16 protein-coding genes are annotated in these 16,703 nt (G+C 60.8%); 5 read left to right on the top strand and 11 right to left on the bottom strand.

Annotated features, from left to right (window positions below):
* Position 1: 1 nt before the first annotated feature.
* Entirely contained in the window at positions 2-1,228 is a 1,227-nt protein-coding gene (locus QD409_RS24780; protein WP_430763947.1) for a molybdopterin molybdotransferase MoeA, read from the top strand.
* A gap of 119 nt (positions 1,229-1,347) precedes the next feature.
* Here the strand turns inward: QD409_RS24780 and gnd are convergent, their stop codons facing one another.
* Entirely contained in the window at positions 1,348-2,373 is a 1,026-nt protein-coding gene (gene gnd / locus QD409_RS24775; protein ID WP_092853870.1) for a phosphogluconate dehydrogenase (NAD(+)-dependent, decarboxylating), read from the bottom strand.
* Between the two features lie 509 nt (positions 2,374-2,882).
* Here gnd and QD409_RS24770 point away from each other — a divergent pair.
* Positions 2,883-3,254, top strand: a complete 372-nt coding sequence (locus QD409_RS24770) for a VOC family protein (protein WP_430763946.1) — start codon at positions 2,883-2,885, stop codon at positions 3,252-3,254.
* A gap of 31 nt (positions 3,255-3,285) precedes the next feature.
* Here QD409_RS24770 and QD409_RS24765 read toward each other — a convergent pair whose 3' ends face one another.
* Positions 3,286-4,419, bottom strand: coding sequence for a citrate synthase (locus tag QD409_RS24765; protein ID WP_430763945.1), 1,134 nt, complete (start codon positions 4,417-4,419; stop codon positions 3,286-3,288).
* An 84-nt stretch (positions 4,420-4,503) separates the two neighbouring features.
* Between QD409_RS24765 and QD409_RS24760 the strand changes: the two genes are divergently transcribed.
* On the top strand, positions 4,504-5,592 hold the full coding sequence (locus QD409_RS24760; protein ID WP_430763944.1) for a citrate synthase/methylcitrate synthase: 1,089 nt from the start codon (positions 4,504-4,506) through the stop codon (positions 5,590-5,592).
* 23 nt (positions 5,593-5,615) lie between these two features.
* Here QD409_RS24760 and QD409_RS24755 read toward each other — a convergent pair whose 3' ends face one another.
* The gene (locus QD409_RS24755; protein WP_430763943.1) at positions 5,616-6,491 is read right to left on the bottom strand and encodes a LysR family transcriptional regulator; all 876 of its coding nucleotides are present in this window, start codon (positions 6,489-6,491) and stop codon (positions 5,616-5,618) included.
* Between the two features lie 99 nt (positions 6,492-6,590).
* Here QD409_RS24755 and QD409_RS24750 point away from each other — a divergent pair, with 99 nt between their 5' ends.
* Positions 6,591-7,190 (top strand): LysE family translocator, encoded by a 600-nt coding sequence (locus QD409_RS24750; RefSeq protein WP_430763942.1) that lies wholly within the window; start codon positions 6,591-6,593, stop codon positions 7,188-7,190.
* Positions 7,191-7,217: 27 nt separating this feature from the next.
* On the opposite strand, the gene QD409_RS24745 is transcribed toward QD409_RS24750, so the two are convergent.
* From QD409_RS24745 to QD409_RS24730, 4 genes are all read right to left on the bottom strand, one after another.
* The gene (locus tag QD409_RS24745) at positions 7,218-9,077 is read right to left on the bottom strand and encodes a CHASE2 domain-containing protein (RefSeq protein WP_430763941.1); all 1,860 of its coding nucleotides are present in this window, start codon (positions 9,075-9,077) and stop codon (positions 7,218-7,220) included.
* Between the two features lie 13 nt (positions 9,078-9,090).
* Positions 9,091-9,624 carry a FecR domain-containing protein gene (locus QD409_RS24740; protein ID WP_092853882.1) on the bottom strand — a complete coding sequence of 178 codons (534 nt, stop codon included), beginning with the start codon at positions 9,622-9,624 and terminating at the stop codon, positions 9,091-9,093.
* Positions 9,625-9,710: 86 nt separating this feature from the next.
* Complete coding sequence (locus QD409_RS24735) at positions 9,711-10,760, bottom strand: HoxN/HupN/NixA family nickel/cobalt transporter (RefSeq protein ID WP_430763940.1); 1,050 nt, start codon at positions 10,758-10,760, stop codon at positions 9,711-9,713.
* A gap of 141 nt (positions 10,761-10,901) precedes the next feature.
* Positions 10,902-11,294, bottom strand: coding sequence for a rhodanese-like domain-containing protein (locus tag QD409_RS24730; protein ID WP_092853886.1), 393 nt, complete (start codon positions 11,292-11,294; stop codon positions 10,902-10,904).
* A 64-nt stretch (positions 11,295-11,358) separates the two neighbouring features.
* On the opposite strand from QD409_RS24730, the gene ftrA reads away from it, so the two are divergent.
* A complete protein-coding gene (gene ftrA / locus QD409_RS24725) occupies positions 11,359-12,396 on the top strand; it encodes a transcriptional regulator FtrA (RefSeq protein WP_092853930.1) in 1,038 nt (345 codons plus the stop codon).
* Here ftrA and QD409_RS24720 read toward each other — a convergent pair.
* The 4 genes from QD409_RS24720 to QD409_RS24705 form a co-directional block, all read right to left on the bottom strand.
* Positions 12,359-13,987 (bottom strand): CTP synthase, encoded by a 1,629-nt coding sequence (locus QD409_RS24720; protein ID WP_092853888.1) that lies wholly within the window; start codon positions 13,985-13,987, stop codon positions 12,359-12,361. The genes ftrA and QD409_RS24720 overlap by 38 nt on opposite strands.
* 142 nt (positions 13,988-14,129) lie before the next feature.
* Positions 14,130-14,663: a preprotein translocase subunit SecG gene (secG, locus tag QD409_RS24715; RefSeq protein ID WP_092853890.1), complete on the bottom strand. Its 534-nt coding sequence runs from the start codon at positions 14,661-14,663 to the stop codon at positions 14,130-14,132.
* 114 nt (positions 14,664-14,777) lie between these two features.
* Entirely contained in the window at positions 14,778-15,548 is a 771-nt protein-coding gene (gene tpiA / locus QD409_RS24710; RefSeq protein ID WP_092853892.1) for a triose-phosphate isomerase, read from the bottom strand.
* A 137-nt stretch (positions 15,549-15,685) separates the two neighbouring features.
* The gene (locus QD409_RS24705; RefSeq protein ID WP_092853894.1) at positions 15,686-16,582 is read right to left on the bottom strand and encodes an alpha/beta fold hydrolase; all 897 of its coding nucleotides are present in this window, start codon (positions 16,580-16,582) and stop codon (positions 15,686-15,688) included.
* Positions 16,583-16,703: the final 121 nt, after the last annotated feature.

Genomic DNA, 16,703 nt, shown 5'->3' with positions numbered 1-16,703 from the left:
CATGAGTCTATTGCCCGTCGCCGAAGCACAAGCGCGCCTGCTCGATAGTGCTGCGCCCATTCATCGCTTTGAAAGCGTTTCGCTCGATATGGCCGAGGGCCGGGTCCTGGCCAGGGATTTGACTGCCCGTCTCACTCAACCGCCCTTCGACGCCTCGGCCATGGACGGCTATGCGCTGCGCTTCGAGGACGCGGCGACGCCGGGTTCAGAATTGCAGGTCATCGGCGCCTCCGCCGCAGGCCATGCCTTTGAGGGAACCGTGGGCAAGGGCGAGACGGTCCGAATCTTCACCGGAGCACCGGTTCCCGCGGGTGCCGATTCGGTGCTCCTGCAGGAAGACGCCGGACGACTGGAAGGCGATCGCATCCGCACCACCTATCCTCTACGCAAGGGGCAGCACATACGCCCGAGCGGCCAGGATTTCCTCGAGGACGAAACCGTGCTTCCCGCCGGCACGGTCATGGATTTCTCGCGGCTCACCGTTGCCGCAGCCATGAACCACCCAGCCTTGGATGTGTACCGCCGGCCGCTGGTGGCGATTCTGGCGACGGGTGACGAGCTTGTTGCGCCGGGCACCGAACCAGGGCCATCGCAGATCATCGCGTCGAACACCTTCGGCATCGCAGCACTGGCACGCAGTGCCGGAGCTCATGTCCTCGATCTCGGAATCGTTGCCGATGACAGCGATGCGATCACCGCTGCCATTGGCCGTGCGCAGGTGGCGAAGGCCGATGTCATCGTCACGCTGGGCGGCGCCTCGGTCGGCGATCACGATCTGGTGCAGGCGACCATGGTTGCGGCCGGCATGCAGCTGGATTTCTGGCGCATCGCCATGCGTCCCGGCAAGCCGCTGATGGTTGGCAGCCTCGGCGATACGCACGTCCTTGGCCTTCCCGGCAATCCCGTTTCCAGCCTTGTTTGCGGCCTGCTGTTTCTTGAGCCGCTGATAAGAAAGCTCGCCTCCCTACCGCCTATCAAGCGTGAGGGCGTTGCACGCACCGCCGTGACCTTTGCAGCGAACGATCAGCGACAGGATTATGTGCGCGCAACGCTGACGCGGGCCGATGACGATGGCTGGCTCGCCGAGCCCTTCTCCAAGCAGGATTCCTCGATGATGAAGGTCTTTTCGCGCGCCGACTGCCTGGTTGTCCGTCCGCCGCATGCGCCGGAGCTTGAAGCGGGCTCGCCCACTCAGGTCATATTCCTGCGGCCAGATCTGCTGGGCTGACACTATTCCCGCAAACGTCCACAGCGGTTTTCCGTCGGGAATTACGCGATCATAACGGGCAAGCAAAAGCCGGGAGGTTTGACCCACCCGGCTCATAATTCTGCAAATCGATGGGCCGATTACGTGGCCGGCTTCTCGTGATGACCGCCGAATCCGGCGCGCATGGCGGAGAGAACCTTGTTGGCGTAATCGTCGTTGCCGCGTGAAGCGAAACGGCCGTAAAGCGCCGCGCTGAGCACCGGCGTCGGAACGCCTTCGTCGATCGCAGCCGAGATCGTCCAGCGGCCTTCGCCCGAGTCGGAAACGCGGCCGGCATATTGCGAAAGCGCCGCATCGCCGTGCAGGGCGTCGGCGGTGAGATCGAGCAGCCAGGAGGTGATCACGCTGCCGCGGCGCCATACTTCGCTGATTTCAGCGATGTCGAGATCATACTGATAATACTGCGGATGTGAGAGCGGAGCGGTTTCGGCATCCTTCTCGGCGCTCAGCTTGCCGATATTGGCGTGGCGCAGAACGTTCAGGCCTTCGGCATAGGCGGCCATCAGGCCGTATTCGATGCCGTTATGGACCATCTTGACGAAATGGCCGGCGCCGGATGGGCCGCAATGCAGGTAGCCCTGCTCTGCCGTGCTGTTCCTGGCAGCTTCTTCCGAGCGCATCGCCGACGGAGCGACGTCACCGACGCCAGGAGCAAGCGTCGCGAAGATCGGCGAGAGATGCTGGACGGTTTCCTTCTCGCCGCCGATCATCAGGCAATAGCCGCGCTCGAGACCGAAAACGCCGCCGCTGGTGCCGACGTCGACATAGTGGATGCCCTTCGGCTTCAGCTCTTCGGCGCGGCGGATGTCATCGTGGTAATAGGAGTTGCCGCCGTCGATGACGATGTCGCCCTCTTCGAGAAGCGGAACGATCGCTGCCAGTTCCTGATCGACGATTGCAGCCGGCAGCATCATCCAGACGACGCGCGGCTTCGCGAGCTTCGATACGAAATCTGCGAGAGACTTGCTGCCGGTGGCGCCGAGCTGCTCAAGCCCTGCGACGCTCTCCGGACGCGCATCGAAAACAACCGCGCTGTGACCGGCCCTCATGAGGCGCTGCACCATGTTGTTGCCCATACGGCCAAGGCCAATCATTCCGATTTGCATATGTCAGTCTCCTAGGACGGTTTTAATCGTTTGAATATTCAATAGAGACATTTCGCAGCATTTTCCAATGAACAAATGACGGGCGAGCTATGCACAAGCCAAGCAGCGTGGAAAAATCCGTACGTTCACGCATCTGTGATAACGCTGGCGAAAACTGCCCGCCTTTGCCATGATCGCGCTTTGCCGCTCTCGGGGAAAGCTGTATTTTGCGCCTCCATTCACATGGATAAATTTAGCATCGATCCTGAGTTCTTTTCCCAATTCTCTATAGGTCGGCGCTGAAATGAAGCGTCAAAGGGGGCATATGGCTGCGTCTCTGAAACTGCCGCTGGTTCCAGCTTCATTTTTCGGCATGGTGCTCGGGCTTTCCGGCCTCTCCAATGCCTGGCGGGTCGGTGCGCGCATCCGATGACTGCCGGCACTGCTCGGCGAAGTGCTGACCTTTGTAACGCTTGCCGGCGCCCTTGGTCAGGGCTGATGGAACGAGAACTCGCGAATTGGAGGGCCATGTGCTCGATCATGTAACAATCGGCGTTCGCAACCTGGAGCGTTCGAAGATCTTTTACGACGCGATATTACGCCCTCTCGGCATCGAACGCCTTTATGCCGAGGGCGAAACCTTTGCGGGGTATGGCATTGGAGGGAAGGCATTCTTCTGGATCGGAGAGCGTGATGTCCCGCAAACAGGCGCGCATGTCGCCTTCAGCGCCGAAAATAGGGAATTCGTCGATGAATTCCATCGAGTCGCTATCCTGGCTGGCGGCACCGATAACGGCGCTCCCGGCCTTCGTCCGCATTATCATCCGAACTACTACGGCGCCTTCATTCTCGATCCGGATGGCCACAATATCGAAGCCGTTTGTCACCTCAAAGTGAATTGAGCGGGAATCGCCGCATTCCGGCGTAATGACATCACTGTACCGGCGGGCCGATATAGCGAGCGCGCGGCCGAATGAGCCTGCCGCTGGTCGCTTGCTCCATGGCATGCGCAAGCCAGCCCACCGTGCGCGCCAGCGCGAAGATGATCAGCGGCGCATCCTCCGGCAGATGATAGGCATGGGTCATGGCCGTCAAGGCGAAATCAACATTGACGCGTTCCCCAACCAGCTGCTCGCCGACATCGCGAACCCTGGCGAAGAGCGGGGGCAGCGTGAAGCAGCCAAGCAACGCCTCGCCGCGGATATCGACATCGGGATAGAGCTGGTGACCGAAAGCGGGCAATGGCCGTCCTTCCGCGAGATAACTGCGGACCGCCTCATCCACCCCGATCGTAGCTGCCCGCGCGATCAGCGAGCGCACGCTCTGCCATGCGCCGCCATGCAGCGGACCCGTCAGCGTGGAAAGGCCGGACAAGGTGGCTGCTGACAATGTTGCTCCAGCTGATGCCGTGATCCGCGCAGTAAAGGTCGAGGCATTCAGCTCGTGGTCTGCAAGCAATACAAGGCTGCGGCGTATGAGGTCGCCCGCATCGGGGCGCTTCCAGGCAGCGGCAAGGCGTTGATGCAGCGACAGGTCCCATGCGCCAGGGGCCAAGGCTTCAGCCACCGTGGCGAACACGCTTTCGGCTTCGTTCTGCAAGGCCGGAAGCGAGCGCCCGAGCGATGGCAGATCGTTCGTTATGCGCGCTGCCAGAGCTGAGAAAGCGGCATTCAAGGATGGAAGTCCTTGCTGAGCCTCGCTTTGCTCGAACCGTAGCGGCCTCTTCATGTCCCAGAGCAGCAGCGCGACATCCTCGAGCGCAGCGTTTTCGGCAAGCATTGCCGCATCCTTGCCGCGATAGAAAAGCCTGCCGTTCGAAACCGTCGATAGCGCCGACGGCAATACGGGATCGCCCCATTGAATGGCTTCGGCGGCCACCGCCTCGGTCTTGCGCCGGCCGGCATGGCGGGTGGCCAGCCGTTTCACGTCATCGGCAAAATAAAGGCTGCGTCGCGTATCCGCTGGATCGGCCTTAGCGCGAATGCGTCCTCGGCTGACATTGGCATAGAGCGTCTGTGATTTCGTTCCCAGCAGGTCCAGCGCCTGCTCTGCCGTTAGCCAGCTCATCGCCCCTCATATTGATCAATTGCATCAAGATTGACGTCAATAGAAATAGGCACGATCTATTTGCATAGTCAAAGGAGAACAATGATGAAAAGTGGTCTTGAAGATGTCATCGCCGCAGAAACAAAGCTGTCCGACGTCGATGGCGCAGCCGGTCGTCTGATCATCCGCGGCGTGTCGTTGGATGATCTGGTCGCGACCAGCCGCTTCGAGGATGTTGCCGCACTGCTGCTCGATGGCCTGTTCGACGAACATGTCGATGCCGCCTCAATCCGTGAGCAGCTCGGTGTGGCCCGCGCAGCGCTCTTCGCGCATGTGGAAGCGGCCGATGCCGCCCTGCTCACTCTGCCGCCGGTGGATGCCGTGCGTGCCTTGCTGGCGCGCGTCGCAGACGGCGAGGATTTTGCTACGGCGATCCGCCTGATGGCGGCACCTGCCGTCTTCCTGCCGGCCGTGTTGCGATTGCAGAAAGATGAAGCGCCGATCAGGCCGGATGCGTCCCTCTCTCAATCGGCTGACATCCTGCGCATGTTGACGGGCCGCGTGCCGACGGCCGAGCAGACGGCAGGTCTCGACGCCTATCTGGTGACAATTTCCGATCACGGCCTCAACGCATCGACATTCGCCTCACGCGTCATCGCCTCGACCCATGCCGGCCTGACCTCCTCGGTGCTCGCGGCAATCAGCGCCCTCAAAGGTCCTCTCCATGGCGGCGCCCCCGGCCCGGTCCTCGATATGCTTGACGCTGTTGGCAGTCCCGAAAACGCCCGCGCATGGCTGTCACAGGCGCTCGACCACGGCGAACGGTTGATGGGCTTCGGTCATCGCATCTATCGCGTCCGCGATCCGCGCGCCGATGCCCTGAAAACGGCATTGAAGCCGATCTTCGCGAGCGGACAGGCGGATGCCGGACGCATCGCGCTGGCGGAAGCCATCGAGGCGGCAGCGCTGGCCTTGCTGAAGGAGCGCAAGCCGGATCGGCCCTTGGACGTCAATGTCGAATACTACACCGCCCTGTTGCTCGACGCCCTCGGCTTCCCGCGCAACTCCTTTACTGGCGTCTTCGCGATCGGCCGCACAGTCGGCTGGATCGCCCATGCACGCGAGCAGACGCTCGACGGGCGCCTGATCCGCCCGCAGTCGCGTTATGTCGGCCCGCTGCCAAAGGCGGCATAGGCAGGCCTATCAACTGATGGAACTCAAGCGGCGGCGGACTGGCGCGGCCGCATCATGCCCTCGCGGATGTGACGTGCAAGTTCCAATGCCTGCGGCGTCGCATTTCCCTTCGGCAAATGCAGGTTGATCGCAAAGACCGGCAGTTCGGGCAGGCCCTGCTCGACGGTGAGGATATCGAGATCGGATGGAACGGTGGAGGCGAGCCAGGCGGTGATAGCCAGATCCGTGCGTACCGTCGCCGTAGTTGCTTCGATATTGCCGTTCTCGAAGACCGTCCGCCAGCGCAAACCGTCCTTGCTGAGTGCCGCAAAGACCGATGTGCGGAAGGCACAGGTATCGGCCACCATCGAGATCGGCAGCGGTACCTTGCGATGGGCGTTGCCCGCCTTCGCACCCACCCAGACAAGCCGTTCGACACTCAAGCATTCGCCCTGCGATGTGCCGTACGGTTCCTCCACCACGCAGAGGTCGATGGTTCCCTTCCCTAGCTCTTCAAGCAGCTCCGGCGATGAGGCGCAGATCAGCGAAATCTCCACCTGCGGATGGCGTTCGGCATAGGATTTGAGTACCGGCGCCAGCGTTGCGCCGACAAGATCGTAGGGAACGCCAAGCCGGACGCCGCCGCGAACGGTTCTTTCCGTCATGTCGTTCCAGATCTCATCATTCAACACCAGCAAGCGGCGGGCATTGCCGAGCAACCGTTCGCCTGCCTCGGTCAGCCGCAATCCGCGTCTGTCACGCTCGAACAGGGCGCAGCCGAGCATGTCCTCCAGCCGCTTGATCTGCTGGCTGATGGCGCCTTGGGTCATATGCAGCATATTGGCGGCAATCGTCATGCTGCCCTGGTCGGCAACGGCGACGAAGGTTCGGATCAAAGCTATGTCGAAATTTCGGATCATATCGGCATTATAAATGCTAATGCCTCGATCCTTCAATATTCGATTTCATGATGCCAAAGCGCCGTCTATGCCTTTTCTCGATATGGAGAAAAGCTCGATATGACGATCGAATCCCTGCTGCCGCTAATCCTATTCGCCCTGGTTTCGACGATTACACCGGGTGGTGCGACCACGCTTGCGACCGCATCTGGCGCTCATTTCGGCTTCGGCCGGTCCATACCGGTGATGGCCGGCTTTGCCTTCGGCTTGGGTTCCATGGCCGGTGCGGCGGCGGCAGGGCTTGGCGGCGTTTTGATGGCCTTGCCGATGCTGCAGATCGCCATGAAGACGGTGGGCTCCCTCTATCTGATCTGGCTCGCCGTTCGGATCGGCAGAAGCGGCCGGCCGCATGAGGCCAGGCAAATGGCAAAGCCGACGGGCTTTTTTGCCGGCGTCTGGATGCTCTGGCACAATCCCAAGGGCTGGGCGATGACGATGGGCGCGGCCGCCTCCTTTGCCGCGCTGGCGGATAGCCCGGCCAGACTTGCAATCCTACTCGGCGTGACCTTCTGCCTTATCGCCGCTTTCTCTTTGGCGGTTTGGTGCGTTCTTGGACAGATGCTCGGACATCTCTTGAAAACGGCATGGCAATGGCGAGCGATCAATATCTCCCTCGCCTGCCTCCTCGTGATTTCAATCGCTCCGATGTGGTACGAATGAAATCTGCTGCGTTGAGATCACTCCGGATCACGGCCGGCTGCGCCAGAGCCATACGGCCAAGGAACCGGCGCGGCCACGCAGGCTTGTTTCGATCGGGCCATCGAGGTGCCCCTCTTTGAAGGGAGCGCTGTCGCGACCCGCCGAAAGCAAGAGGTCGGCGCTGAAGGCAACCTCCACGTGATTACCCGCGGCAACCTCCATCAGACGACTGGCAACGTTGACCGTGTCACCGGTCGCAGTGATCTGTTGACGATCGCCACCGCCGAGCCTGGAGGCGACGATGGTGCCGAAATGAGCGCCGATCTTGAAACCGATGCGCGAGGTTATTCCCTGCGGCAATGCCGAGAGCCAGTCTCTCATCCGGTGAGCCAGGCGAACGCAACAATGCGCTGCATTGGCGGGATCGGTAGGCTTGGGGTGCGGCAGGCCGAAAAGGATCATGGCGCCATCGCCCATGAAGCTGGTAATGGCGCCGCCGGATGCGGTCACCTCTTCGTCGACGAGATTGTAGAAGCCGTTCAGCAGTTCGCGCACGGCGGTTGGGCCGATCGATTCGCTAAGGCCTGTGAAGCCGTTGATATCGATGAAGACGACGGCTGCCTCCTGATGCACCGGTTCTGCGAGAAGGCCGGGATCGCGGGCAAGATGTTCGGCAAGACCGGGCGCCTGGATACGCTGCAGAAGCTGGCTTTGTTCGGCGAAACGGGAGGCCCGTCTGCGGTCGAGCCAGAGCTGGATTGCGCCAAACAGCAGCGCCGGCGGCACGGTTGCCGCAATCGGGAGGGCGGCGCTTAGCCAAATTCCGTGCTTGAAGGCGCTGACGTTGACAGCAAGCCAAAGGAGGACGACGCCGAGCACCATGATCAGGCCTATGGTGCTGCGCCGCCATGAAACAAGGCCGACAACGGCAATCGGTAGCCCGATGGCAAAATAGAGGTCGATGAAACGGACGTTGCGGTCGCGTATCAGGCTATCCCCTGCGATCAGATTCGTGATCGAGGTGGAGATGACCTCGACACCTGGTAAAACAGGATCGAAGGGCGTCTGAAAGACATCGCCGCCGCCGGTAACGGTGGCGCCAACAACGACGACATGATCCCTGATCGCGGCTTCCGGTAGCTGGCCATTCAGCGCTGCGCTGGCGCTGATGGTGCGGATCGTTCCGCGCGGGCCGTAGAACGTGAGCGGCATGAGATAGCCGGTATCAGTATGGACGGAGCGGTCGCCGATCTTGATATGATCGGAAATGACGGTCGTCTGCTCGCCGCTTGCGGCGGAAACGACGCGCAGCGAAAAGGATGGTTCGATCCGCTCACCACTGCGAAACAGCATCGGAGCGAAACGCGGCGTGCCCGCCTTGTCGGTCTGCACATTGACAATGCCATAGCTTGCGGCATCAGCGAACCGCTGCTGCGGTTCGAGGAATTGCAGCGCGTTGGGCACTCGGGCGAGAGGCTCGTTGCTGTTGTCAACAACGCGCTGACGGCTTTCGGGAAAAATGCCGGCGGCGGCCAGCACAACCTTGGTCCGCTTGAGCGATTGTTCCAATGCCGCATCGCCGGCTTCGTCACCGGGATCGATCAGAAGCATGTCGAGTGCGATGGCTTTGGGTCCCAGAGCGGCGATGGCATCGACAATCCTGGCAAGCGTAGCGCGCGGCAAGGGATAGTGCCCCGCCACACGCGACGTCTCATCGTCAATGGCGACGATCGTGACGAAATCGGGCGGTTGGCGGCTGCCGCCGAGCGCATTGCGGAGGTTCGTAAGCGTCGCCTCCGCGCCGTCGATAAAGGGAATGTCACCGCGCAGATGCGCAATACCGAGACCCAGGCCCCAGGCGGCAGTCAAAAGAAGCGCAATCAACGTTTGCAGCGATGGTCTGCGCATAGGCGTCAGGATCTCACTGGCCGAGGCGTGCCATCAAGGCGTTTATGCGCGACTGTCCCCATGCGTTGACATGCAAAGTGGAGCGGCTGCTATCCACATCGACACCTTGCCGTCGCCCGAGCGTAACACCCTGCCCGGTCGATACCTTGTTTACCGCAACACGGCCGCGCAACACGAGCACCGACGTCGAGCCGCCCGTCACGTCGACTGCCCATCGCGTGCCGCGGACGGCAGCAATCGCCTGTGGCGTTACCACTTCGAATCCGCCCCGAACTCGGCTGCTGTCCACATCGACTAGGGCTGCCTTGCTATCGAGCACGATAGCATCGACCCGGCCATCCCGATTTCGGTCAGCAAAGTGGAAATGCGCGCCGCGCTCGACGGTGATGCTAAGCCCGGGTTGGCAATTCAATGTCTGGCGTTTGGTACTGACGGTCGGCTGCAGCGGGCAACTCGCGACGGTTTGCGCGGAGGCTGTGCTGGCGCTGATGACACACAGGATGCCTGCCGTCAGCACCAGACTCCGAATATTGCTTGTGTGGATCATGACTTTGGCCCCTCATCGCACGTAACTGGAGCCGCGAACGACGATTTCCAGCGACAGCATGCTCGATCCCTGGCCGCGATGATGCGTCATGAGCGGTTGATCTGCAAGTTGTCGTAGCCTTTGGCTTTGTAAAGCACGGCCGAAATCAGCCAGCTCAGCAGGAAGATGCCGACGACGGCGAAACCGAAATTGGCGAGATTGTCGTTAAGTTCGCCGATGAAGCGCCAGAATCCGCCTTCGAGGCCGAGCTTGTCGGAGATCAACCCCAGCGCCTCGATGCCGCCGATGAAGATTGCAACCAAGACTGAAGCGGCGGTGATCGTCAGATTGTACCAGAGCTTGCGCACAGGCTTTACGAAGGCCCAGCCATAGGCGCCGGTCATCAGAGTGCTGTCGAGCGTATCCATCAGCGACATGCCGGCGGTGAACAGCGCCGGGAAAACGAGGATGGTCCAGAAGGACATGCCCTGCGCAGCTTGAGCGGCGGAAATACCGAGGATCCCGATTTCCGTTGCTGTGTCGAAACCGAGGCCGAACAGGAAGCCGATCGGATACATGTGCCAAGAGCGGGTGACGACCTTGAACATGGGCCGGAAGATACGGGCCAGAAAGCCGCCGCCGGCAAGCAGCGCATCGAGATCCTCGTCCGCGATCCTTTCGCCTCTCTGTGCCCGGCTGAAGGCGGACCACACGCTTCTGAGGACGAAGAGGTTGGCAATCCCGATCAGCAGCAGGAAGATCGCCGAAACCGTCGTGCCGATAACGCCGCCGATATCGTGGAAGGAATCGAGCTGACCTTGCATGGCCGCCGCGGTCGCCGCAATCAAGATCGAGGCGATCACGACGACCGAGGAATGGCCGAGCGAGAAGAAGAAGCCGACGGCATAAGGTTGCTTCCTTTCCTGAATGAGCTTGCGCACGACATTGTCGATCGCGGCGATATGATCGGCATCGAAAGCGTGACGAAGCCCGAACATATAGGCAAGCAGCGCAATGCCCATAAGCGATGGCCTGTCGCCGAAGGCGAGCCAGGCCCAGATCCACGCGCCAATATTGGAGGCGATCAGCAACGCGAAGGTGATGGCGATCTTGGCCCTCGATCTGACCGCGCGATCGTCAAATGGATTGAGGATCATACTTCTGTTCCCATCATGCTTATTCTTAGCGTGCCATGGAAACGGAGGCGGCGCGACAGCCAAACGACGTAGATGCCGAAGCTTTTCGCATGTCGTCATGACGGGCAAACCCGGCGCGTATCGGGTTTGCCTTGTCGTTTGCTAGCCAATTTCGAAGGGGTGGCCTTCATCCGCCCAACCGGTCATGCCGCCGATCATGACCTTGACGCGCTTGCCGAGCGTGCCCAGGCGCCAAGCTGCCTTGTCGGTGCCGTTGCAATGCGGCCCGGCGCAATAGACGACGAACAGCGTGTCTTCAGGCCATTCCGCCATCTTCCGGGCAGTCATCTTGCCATGCGGCAGATTGGTTGCGCCGGGAATATGCCGCTCCTGGAACATGGCTGGGCCGCGAACATCGAGCAGGACGAAATCCACATTACCTGATGTCATGGCCTGGCGCACGTCGGAGCAATCGGTCTCGAGGCTAAGCCTCCGGGCATAGTGCTCAGCGACGAGGTTCGGGGCTGCTGCGGCGATTTCACTGACTAGGGACATGGAACGCTCCTTGTTGGTTCGGTGCATTCATGCCTGAGTGATCTCGCTGTTGAAATTGGCCGAAATGCCATATAACGTTAATATCATGCCAAACTCTGATAGCTCCAATCTTCGCGGCCCGCATGTCGTCGCCCTCGTCTATGATGGGCTCTGCACCTTCGAATTCGGCGTTGCCTACGAAATCTTCGGCCTGCCGCGCCCGGAAATGGGCGACGATTGGTATCGCTTTTCCGCCTGCGCGATTGAGGACGGTCCTCTGCGTGCCGCCGGCGGGCTCACGGTTCAGGTCGATCACGGGCTGGAAGTCATAGCCGATGCCGATCTGATCGTCGTGCCCGGATGGCGCGGCATCGGGACGCCTGTCCCTAACCCGCTGATTGTCGAACTGCAGGCGGCTAGCCGCCGCGGTGTGCGCATCATGTCGCTCTGCTCGGGCGTCGCGGTCCTTGCCGCGGCAGGATTGCTCGCCGGCCGCAAGGCGACGACGCATTGGCGGTACGTCGATTCCATTGCTGCGCGCTATCCGGACATCACCGTCGATGCCGATGTTCTTTATGTCGATGAAAACAGCGTGCTGACCGCCGCCGGCAGTGCTGCTGCGATCGATCTCTGCCTGCATGTCGTACGCCGGGATTTCGGGCCGGACATCGCCAACAGCGTCGCGCGTCGTCTCGTGGTGCCACCGCATCGCGAAGGTGGTCAGGCGCAATATATCGAGACACCGGTTCTGAGACAGCGCGAAGGAGCCCGTTTAGGTCCCTTGCTCGAATGGATGCGCGAACGTTTGCAGGAGGAGCAGCCGATTGCAGCACTTGCAGCGCGAGCCGGCATGAGCGTGCGAACCTTTCAGCGCCGTTTCGAGGCGACCACCGGCATGGCGCCGGGCGAATGGCTGCTGAGCGAGCGGCTGCGGCGCGCAAAGGACCTGCTCGAAAAGCAGACCGCCATTTCGCTTGACGATGTGGCCGTGGCGAGCGGATTTGGATCGCTCGCCACCATGCGCCATCATTTTCGGGAAAGGCTTGCGGTGAGCCCGAGTGACTACCGCAAGCGATTTTCGGCTCTTAGACCAGCCGGCTCTGTTCCGTCGCAGCTTCGATGAAGCTGGAGAACAGCGGATGCGGTTCCAGCGGCCGGGACTTCAGTTCCGGATGATACTGGACGCCGATGAACCAGGGATGGTCGGGATATTCGACCGTTTCTGGCAGAATACCATCCGGTGACATGCCGGAGAAAACGAGCCCGCAGCCTTCCAGCCTGTCCTTGTAGTCGATGTTGACTTCGTAACGGTGGCGATGACGCTCCGAGATGTCGGTCGAGCTATAGATCTCCGAAATCTTCGTGCCCTTCTTCAGGGCCGCCTTGTAGGCGCCGAGCCGCATGGTGCCGCCGAGATCGCCGGATGCCGTGCGCTTCTGCAACTCGTTGCCCTTGAGCCATTCGGTCATCAGGCCAACGACTGGCTCCTTGGTCGGTCCGAATTCGGTCGACGATGCATGTTCGACACCGGCAAGATTGCGCGCCGCCTCGATGACAGCCATCTGCATGCCGAAGCAGATGCCGAAATACGGCACCTTGCGTTCACGTGCGAAACGGGCCGCGAGGATCTTGCCTTCCGAACCGCGCTCGCCGAAGCCGCCGGGCACGAGAATGCCGTGAACCTTCTCGAGATAAGGCGCCGGATCTTCCTTTTCGAAGACTTCGGATTCAATCCACTCGAGATTGACCTTGACCCGGTTGGCGATACCGCCGTGATGCAGGGCTTCGATCAGCGACTTATAGGCATCCTTCAGGCCGGTATACTTGCCAACGATGGCAATGGTCACCTCGCCTTCCGGCGTGCGGATGCGGTTGCAGACCTCTTCCCACTGGTCGAGACGCGGCTTCGGAGCCGGCTCGATGCCGAAAGCAGCCAGCACTTCGTCGTCGAGGCCTTCCTTGTGGTAGGCCATCGGCACGTCGTAGATGTTGGCGACGTCGAGCGCCTGGATAACCGCCGAAGGACGGACATTGCAGAACAGCGAAAGCTTGCGGCGCTCCGCTTCCGGGATCTCGCGATCCGCGCGCACGAGCAGAATATCCGGGTGAATACCGAGAGCCTGCAGTTCCTTGACGGAGTGCTGCGTCGGCTTGGTCTTCAGCTCGCCTGCAGCCGGGATGTACGGCATCAGCGTCAGGTGAACATAGATCGCCGTGCCGCGCGGCAGATCGTTGCCGAGCTGGCGGATCGCTTCCATGAAGGGCATGGCTTCGATGTCGCCGACGGTGCCGCCGATCTCGCAGATGACGAAATCATAATCGTCATTGCCTTCGGTGACGAAATCCTTGATCTCGTTGGTGACGTGCGGAATGACCTGGACGGTTGCGCCGAGATAGTCGCCGCGGCGTTCCTTGTCGATGATGTTCTTGTAGATGCGACCGGTGGTGATGTTGTCGGTCTTCGTGGCCGAGCGACCGGTGAAGCGCTCATAGTGGCCAAGATCGAGGTCGGTTTCCGCACCATCGTCGGTGACGAAGACTTCGCCGTGCTGGGTCGGGCTCATGGTGCCCGGATCCACGTTCAAATAGGGGTCGAGTTTGCGCAGTCGGACTCGATAACCACGAGCCTGCAACAACGCTCCGAGAGCCGCAGCCGCAATTCCTTTTCCGAGGGAAGAAACCACGCCGCCTGTGATGAATACATATCGCGCCATGGGAGTCACCGGATACCTTTTCACAAATGATTCCGCTAGCCCTAAAATTCGTTTCCGGAACTTTGGACGCATAAGACGGAATATAGACAAAACAAAACCGGCAGATCCGAGGACCTGCCGGGGATGATCTTTACGACCAGGCTTACTTGCCGGTCGGAACGTCGCCGCCGCTTTGGGCGGGCGCGGGCGTAGTCGCCGCAGGAGCGGTCTGCTGACCGGTTGCGGCCGGAGCCTGCTGGGCAGGTGCCGTGGCGGCAGGCTGGGTTGCCGTTGCTGCGGGAGGCGTCGCCTGCGACTGCGGAGCGACGGCACCGCTGTTCGGAACGCCGCTATTGTCGGCCGGCTTCGGCGGGGTCGTTGCCGGAGCGGAACCCTTCTGGCCACCGAGCGAATCAAGGATGCCGTTACCCTGGCCGGAGGTGCTCGGGATACGGTTGAGAATATCGGTCGGGCGAGCTTCGAAGCGCGACAGCACGTTCATGCCGAGCGCGAGTACGAAGAACAGCGCGGCCAGAATGGCCGTGGTGCGCGTCAGCGCATTGGCCGTACCGCGCGCAGACATGAAGCCCGAGCCGCCGCCGATGCCGAGGCCGCCACCTTCGGAGCGCTGAATCAGCACCACACCGATAAGGGCGACGACAACCATGAGATAGATGACAAGCAGTACGGTTTGCATAGGTCCAGTCCTGCCCGTTGGCGGGCATCAAAAATAAAAGCTCGCGGCTCTTTACATGAGGCTCTCGCCTATTCCAAGTCCTTTTAAGACCGGAACTCCGGGCAAGTTGTTGCTTCAGGCGAACTGCCGTTCGAATGCGGCATAAATGGCAAGGAAGTCCGCGGCTTTCAAGCTCTGGCCTCCGACAAGCACGCCGTTGACGTGAGGAACCTCCAGAAGGTCGCGCGCATTTGCGCCGCTGACCGATCCGCCATAGAGGATTCGCATGTTTGCGCCTTCCTTGCCGAAACGCTGGATGAGCTCGGCACGGATGAAGGCATGCGCCTCCTCGACGTTTTCCTGGGTCGGGACCACGCCGGTGCCGATCGCCCAGACCGGTTCGTAAGCAACCACCGTGGTCTGCGCCGTCGAGCCGTCCGGAATGGAGCCGATCAGCTCCCGCTTCAGCACGTCGAGCGTTTGGCCGCTGTTGCGCTCATAGGCAGTCTCGCCGATGCAGATGATGGCGATAAGCCCCGCATCATGCGCAGCCTGTGCCTTGGCACGCACCAGCATGTCGCTTTCCGCGTGATTCCTGCGGCGCTCGGAATGGCCGACGATGACGTGGGTGCCGAAGCAGTCGGCGATCATCTCCGCTGATATATCGCCGGTATGGGCGCCGCTGACCTGCTGATGGCAATCTTGCGCGCCGATGGCCAGCGGGCTGTCGTCGCAAAGCGCAGTCGCGACGTAGAGCAATGTGGCAGGGGGGCAGAGCAGCGTATCGATTTTTTCCGACAGCGGCGCTTTGACGCCATCCGCGATCGCCTTGATCTGGTCCAGGCTCGCACGCGTGCCGTTCATCTTCCAGTTTCCGGCCAGGAGTGGCCGTACGGTCTTCGTCATTCCGAGTGTCTCCCCCTTATTCCATCAGTCGGACTAACAAAAAGGAGGAGGAAAGGAAAGTTATCGAATGGGGCCAGAACCGGTTAAAATCGTTTGAAAAAATGCTTATCCGGAAAATAATCCGATGCCGGAGCATTTTAGGATGCTTGCGGATCGACGATCCAGTTGAGCACCTTGCGCCAATCGGTCATGCGGACCGGCGTTCCATGATTTCCGGTTTCGAAAAGCGTGAAGCGCGTCGGATAGTGCGCCTTGTAGAGTTTCTCGAACAAGGCCTGTTGGCCCGCCGCTGCATAGACTGGGTCTTTGCTGCCATGCGTGAACCAGAGCGGCAGCTTTGCCCCGTAGAAGGCACTCTTCGTGAAATCCGGATCGGTAACGCCGCTCAGGATCGCCATGCCCTTCAGGCGCTTGACGCTTTCGGCATCGCGGGTGATGCCCCAGCAGACGAAGCTGCCCATGGAGGCGCAGGTGAGAATCACGGGCTTGCCGCCCGACTGCTCGTAGGAATAGCGGATCAGCGCGGCGACATCGGCGACTCCATTGCTATCGAAACCTCTTACGCTCGGCGCGTAATAGGTGCCGCCGTTTTTGTAAGCCAGGTTCTTCAGCCGGTTGAAATTGCCGCCGAACGTATAGTCGTTGGAGCCGAGGCGGCGGTCGCCGCCACGACCGTGAATGAAGATGACGGTGAAGGCCTGCTTCGATGCCGGACCTATGCGGGTGACATCCACTTTGCGGTCGCCGAGCTGCAGGGTTTCATCTTCCTGCGACTTCCAGCGCACGCCCGTATCGACATAGGCAGGCTTGACGCGCTTTTCCGGAATCTGGTCGCGGCCGTTGATATCCCGCATTTCCTGGTAATCGATCGTCTGGAACGCACCGTTGTCGTGACTCTCGATGACGGTCTGATTGGAAAACAGCTCGTCCTTGAAGGGCTTCAGCATCTCGGCAGACGCGCCTTGGGCGGTCGCCAGAAGCAAAATGCCCGAGATTGCGGACAGGATGGGCAAATGAGCTGTGGACATTCGCATGCGGACACTTCCTCCGATCGGCCATCGGGCTTGCCATTCTTCACCCGGCAACGCAAATCTCTTTATAAATTCGCGCCGTCGTGGGGCGCCATCGCTCTTGTGTGTTGTTTCTGGCAGAATC

The organism is Rhizobium sp. BR 315 (assembly GCF_050577975.1).
Classification (GTDB): Bacteria; Pseudomonadota; Alphaproteobacteria; order Rhizobiales; family Rhizobiaceae; genus Rhizobium; species Rhizobium miluonense.
This window is presented reverse-complemented; position numbering and strand designations above follow the sequence as displayed.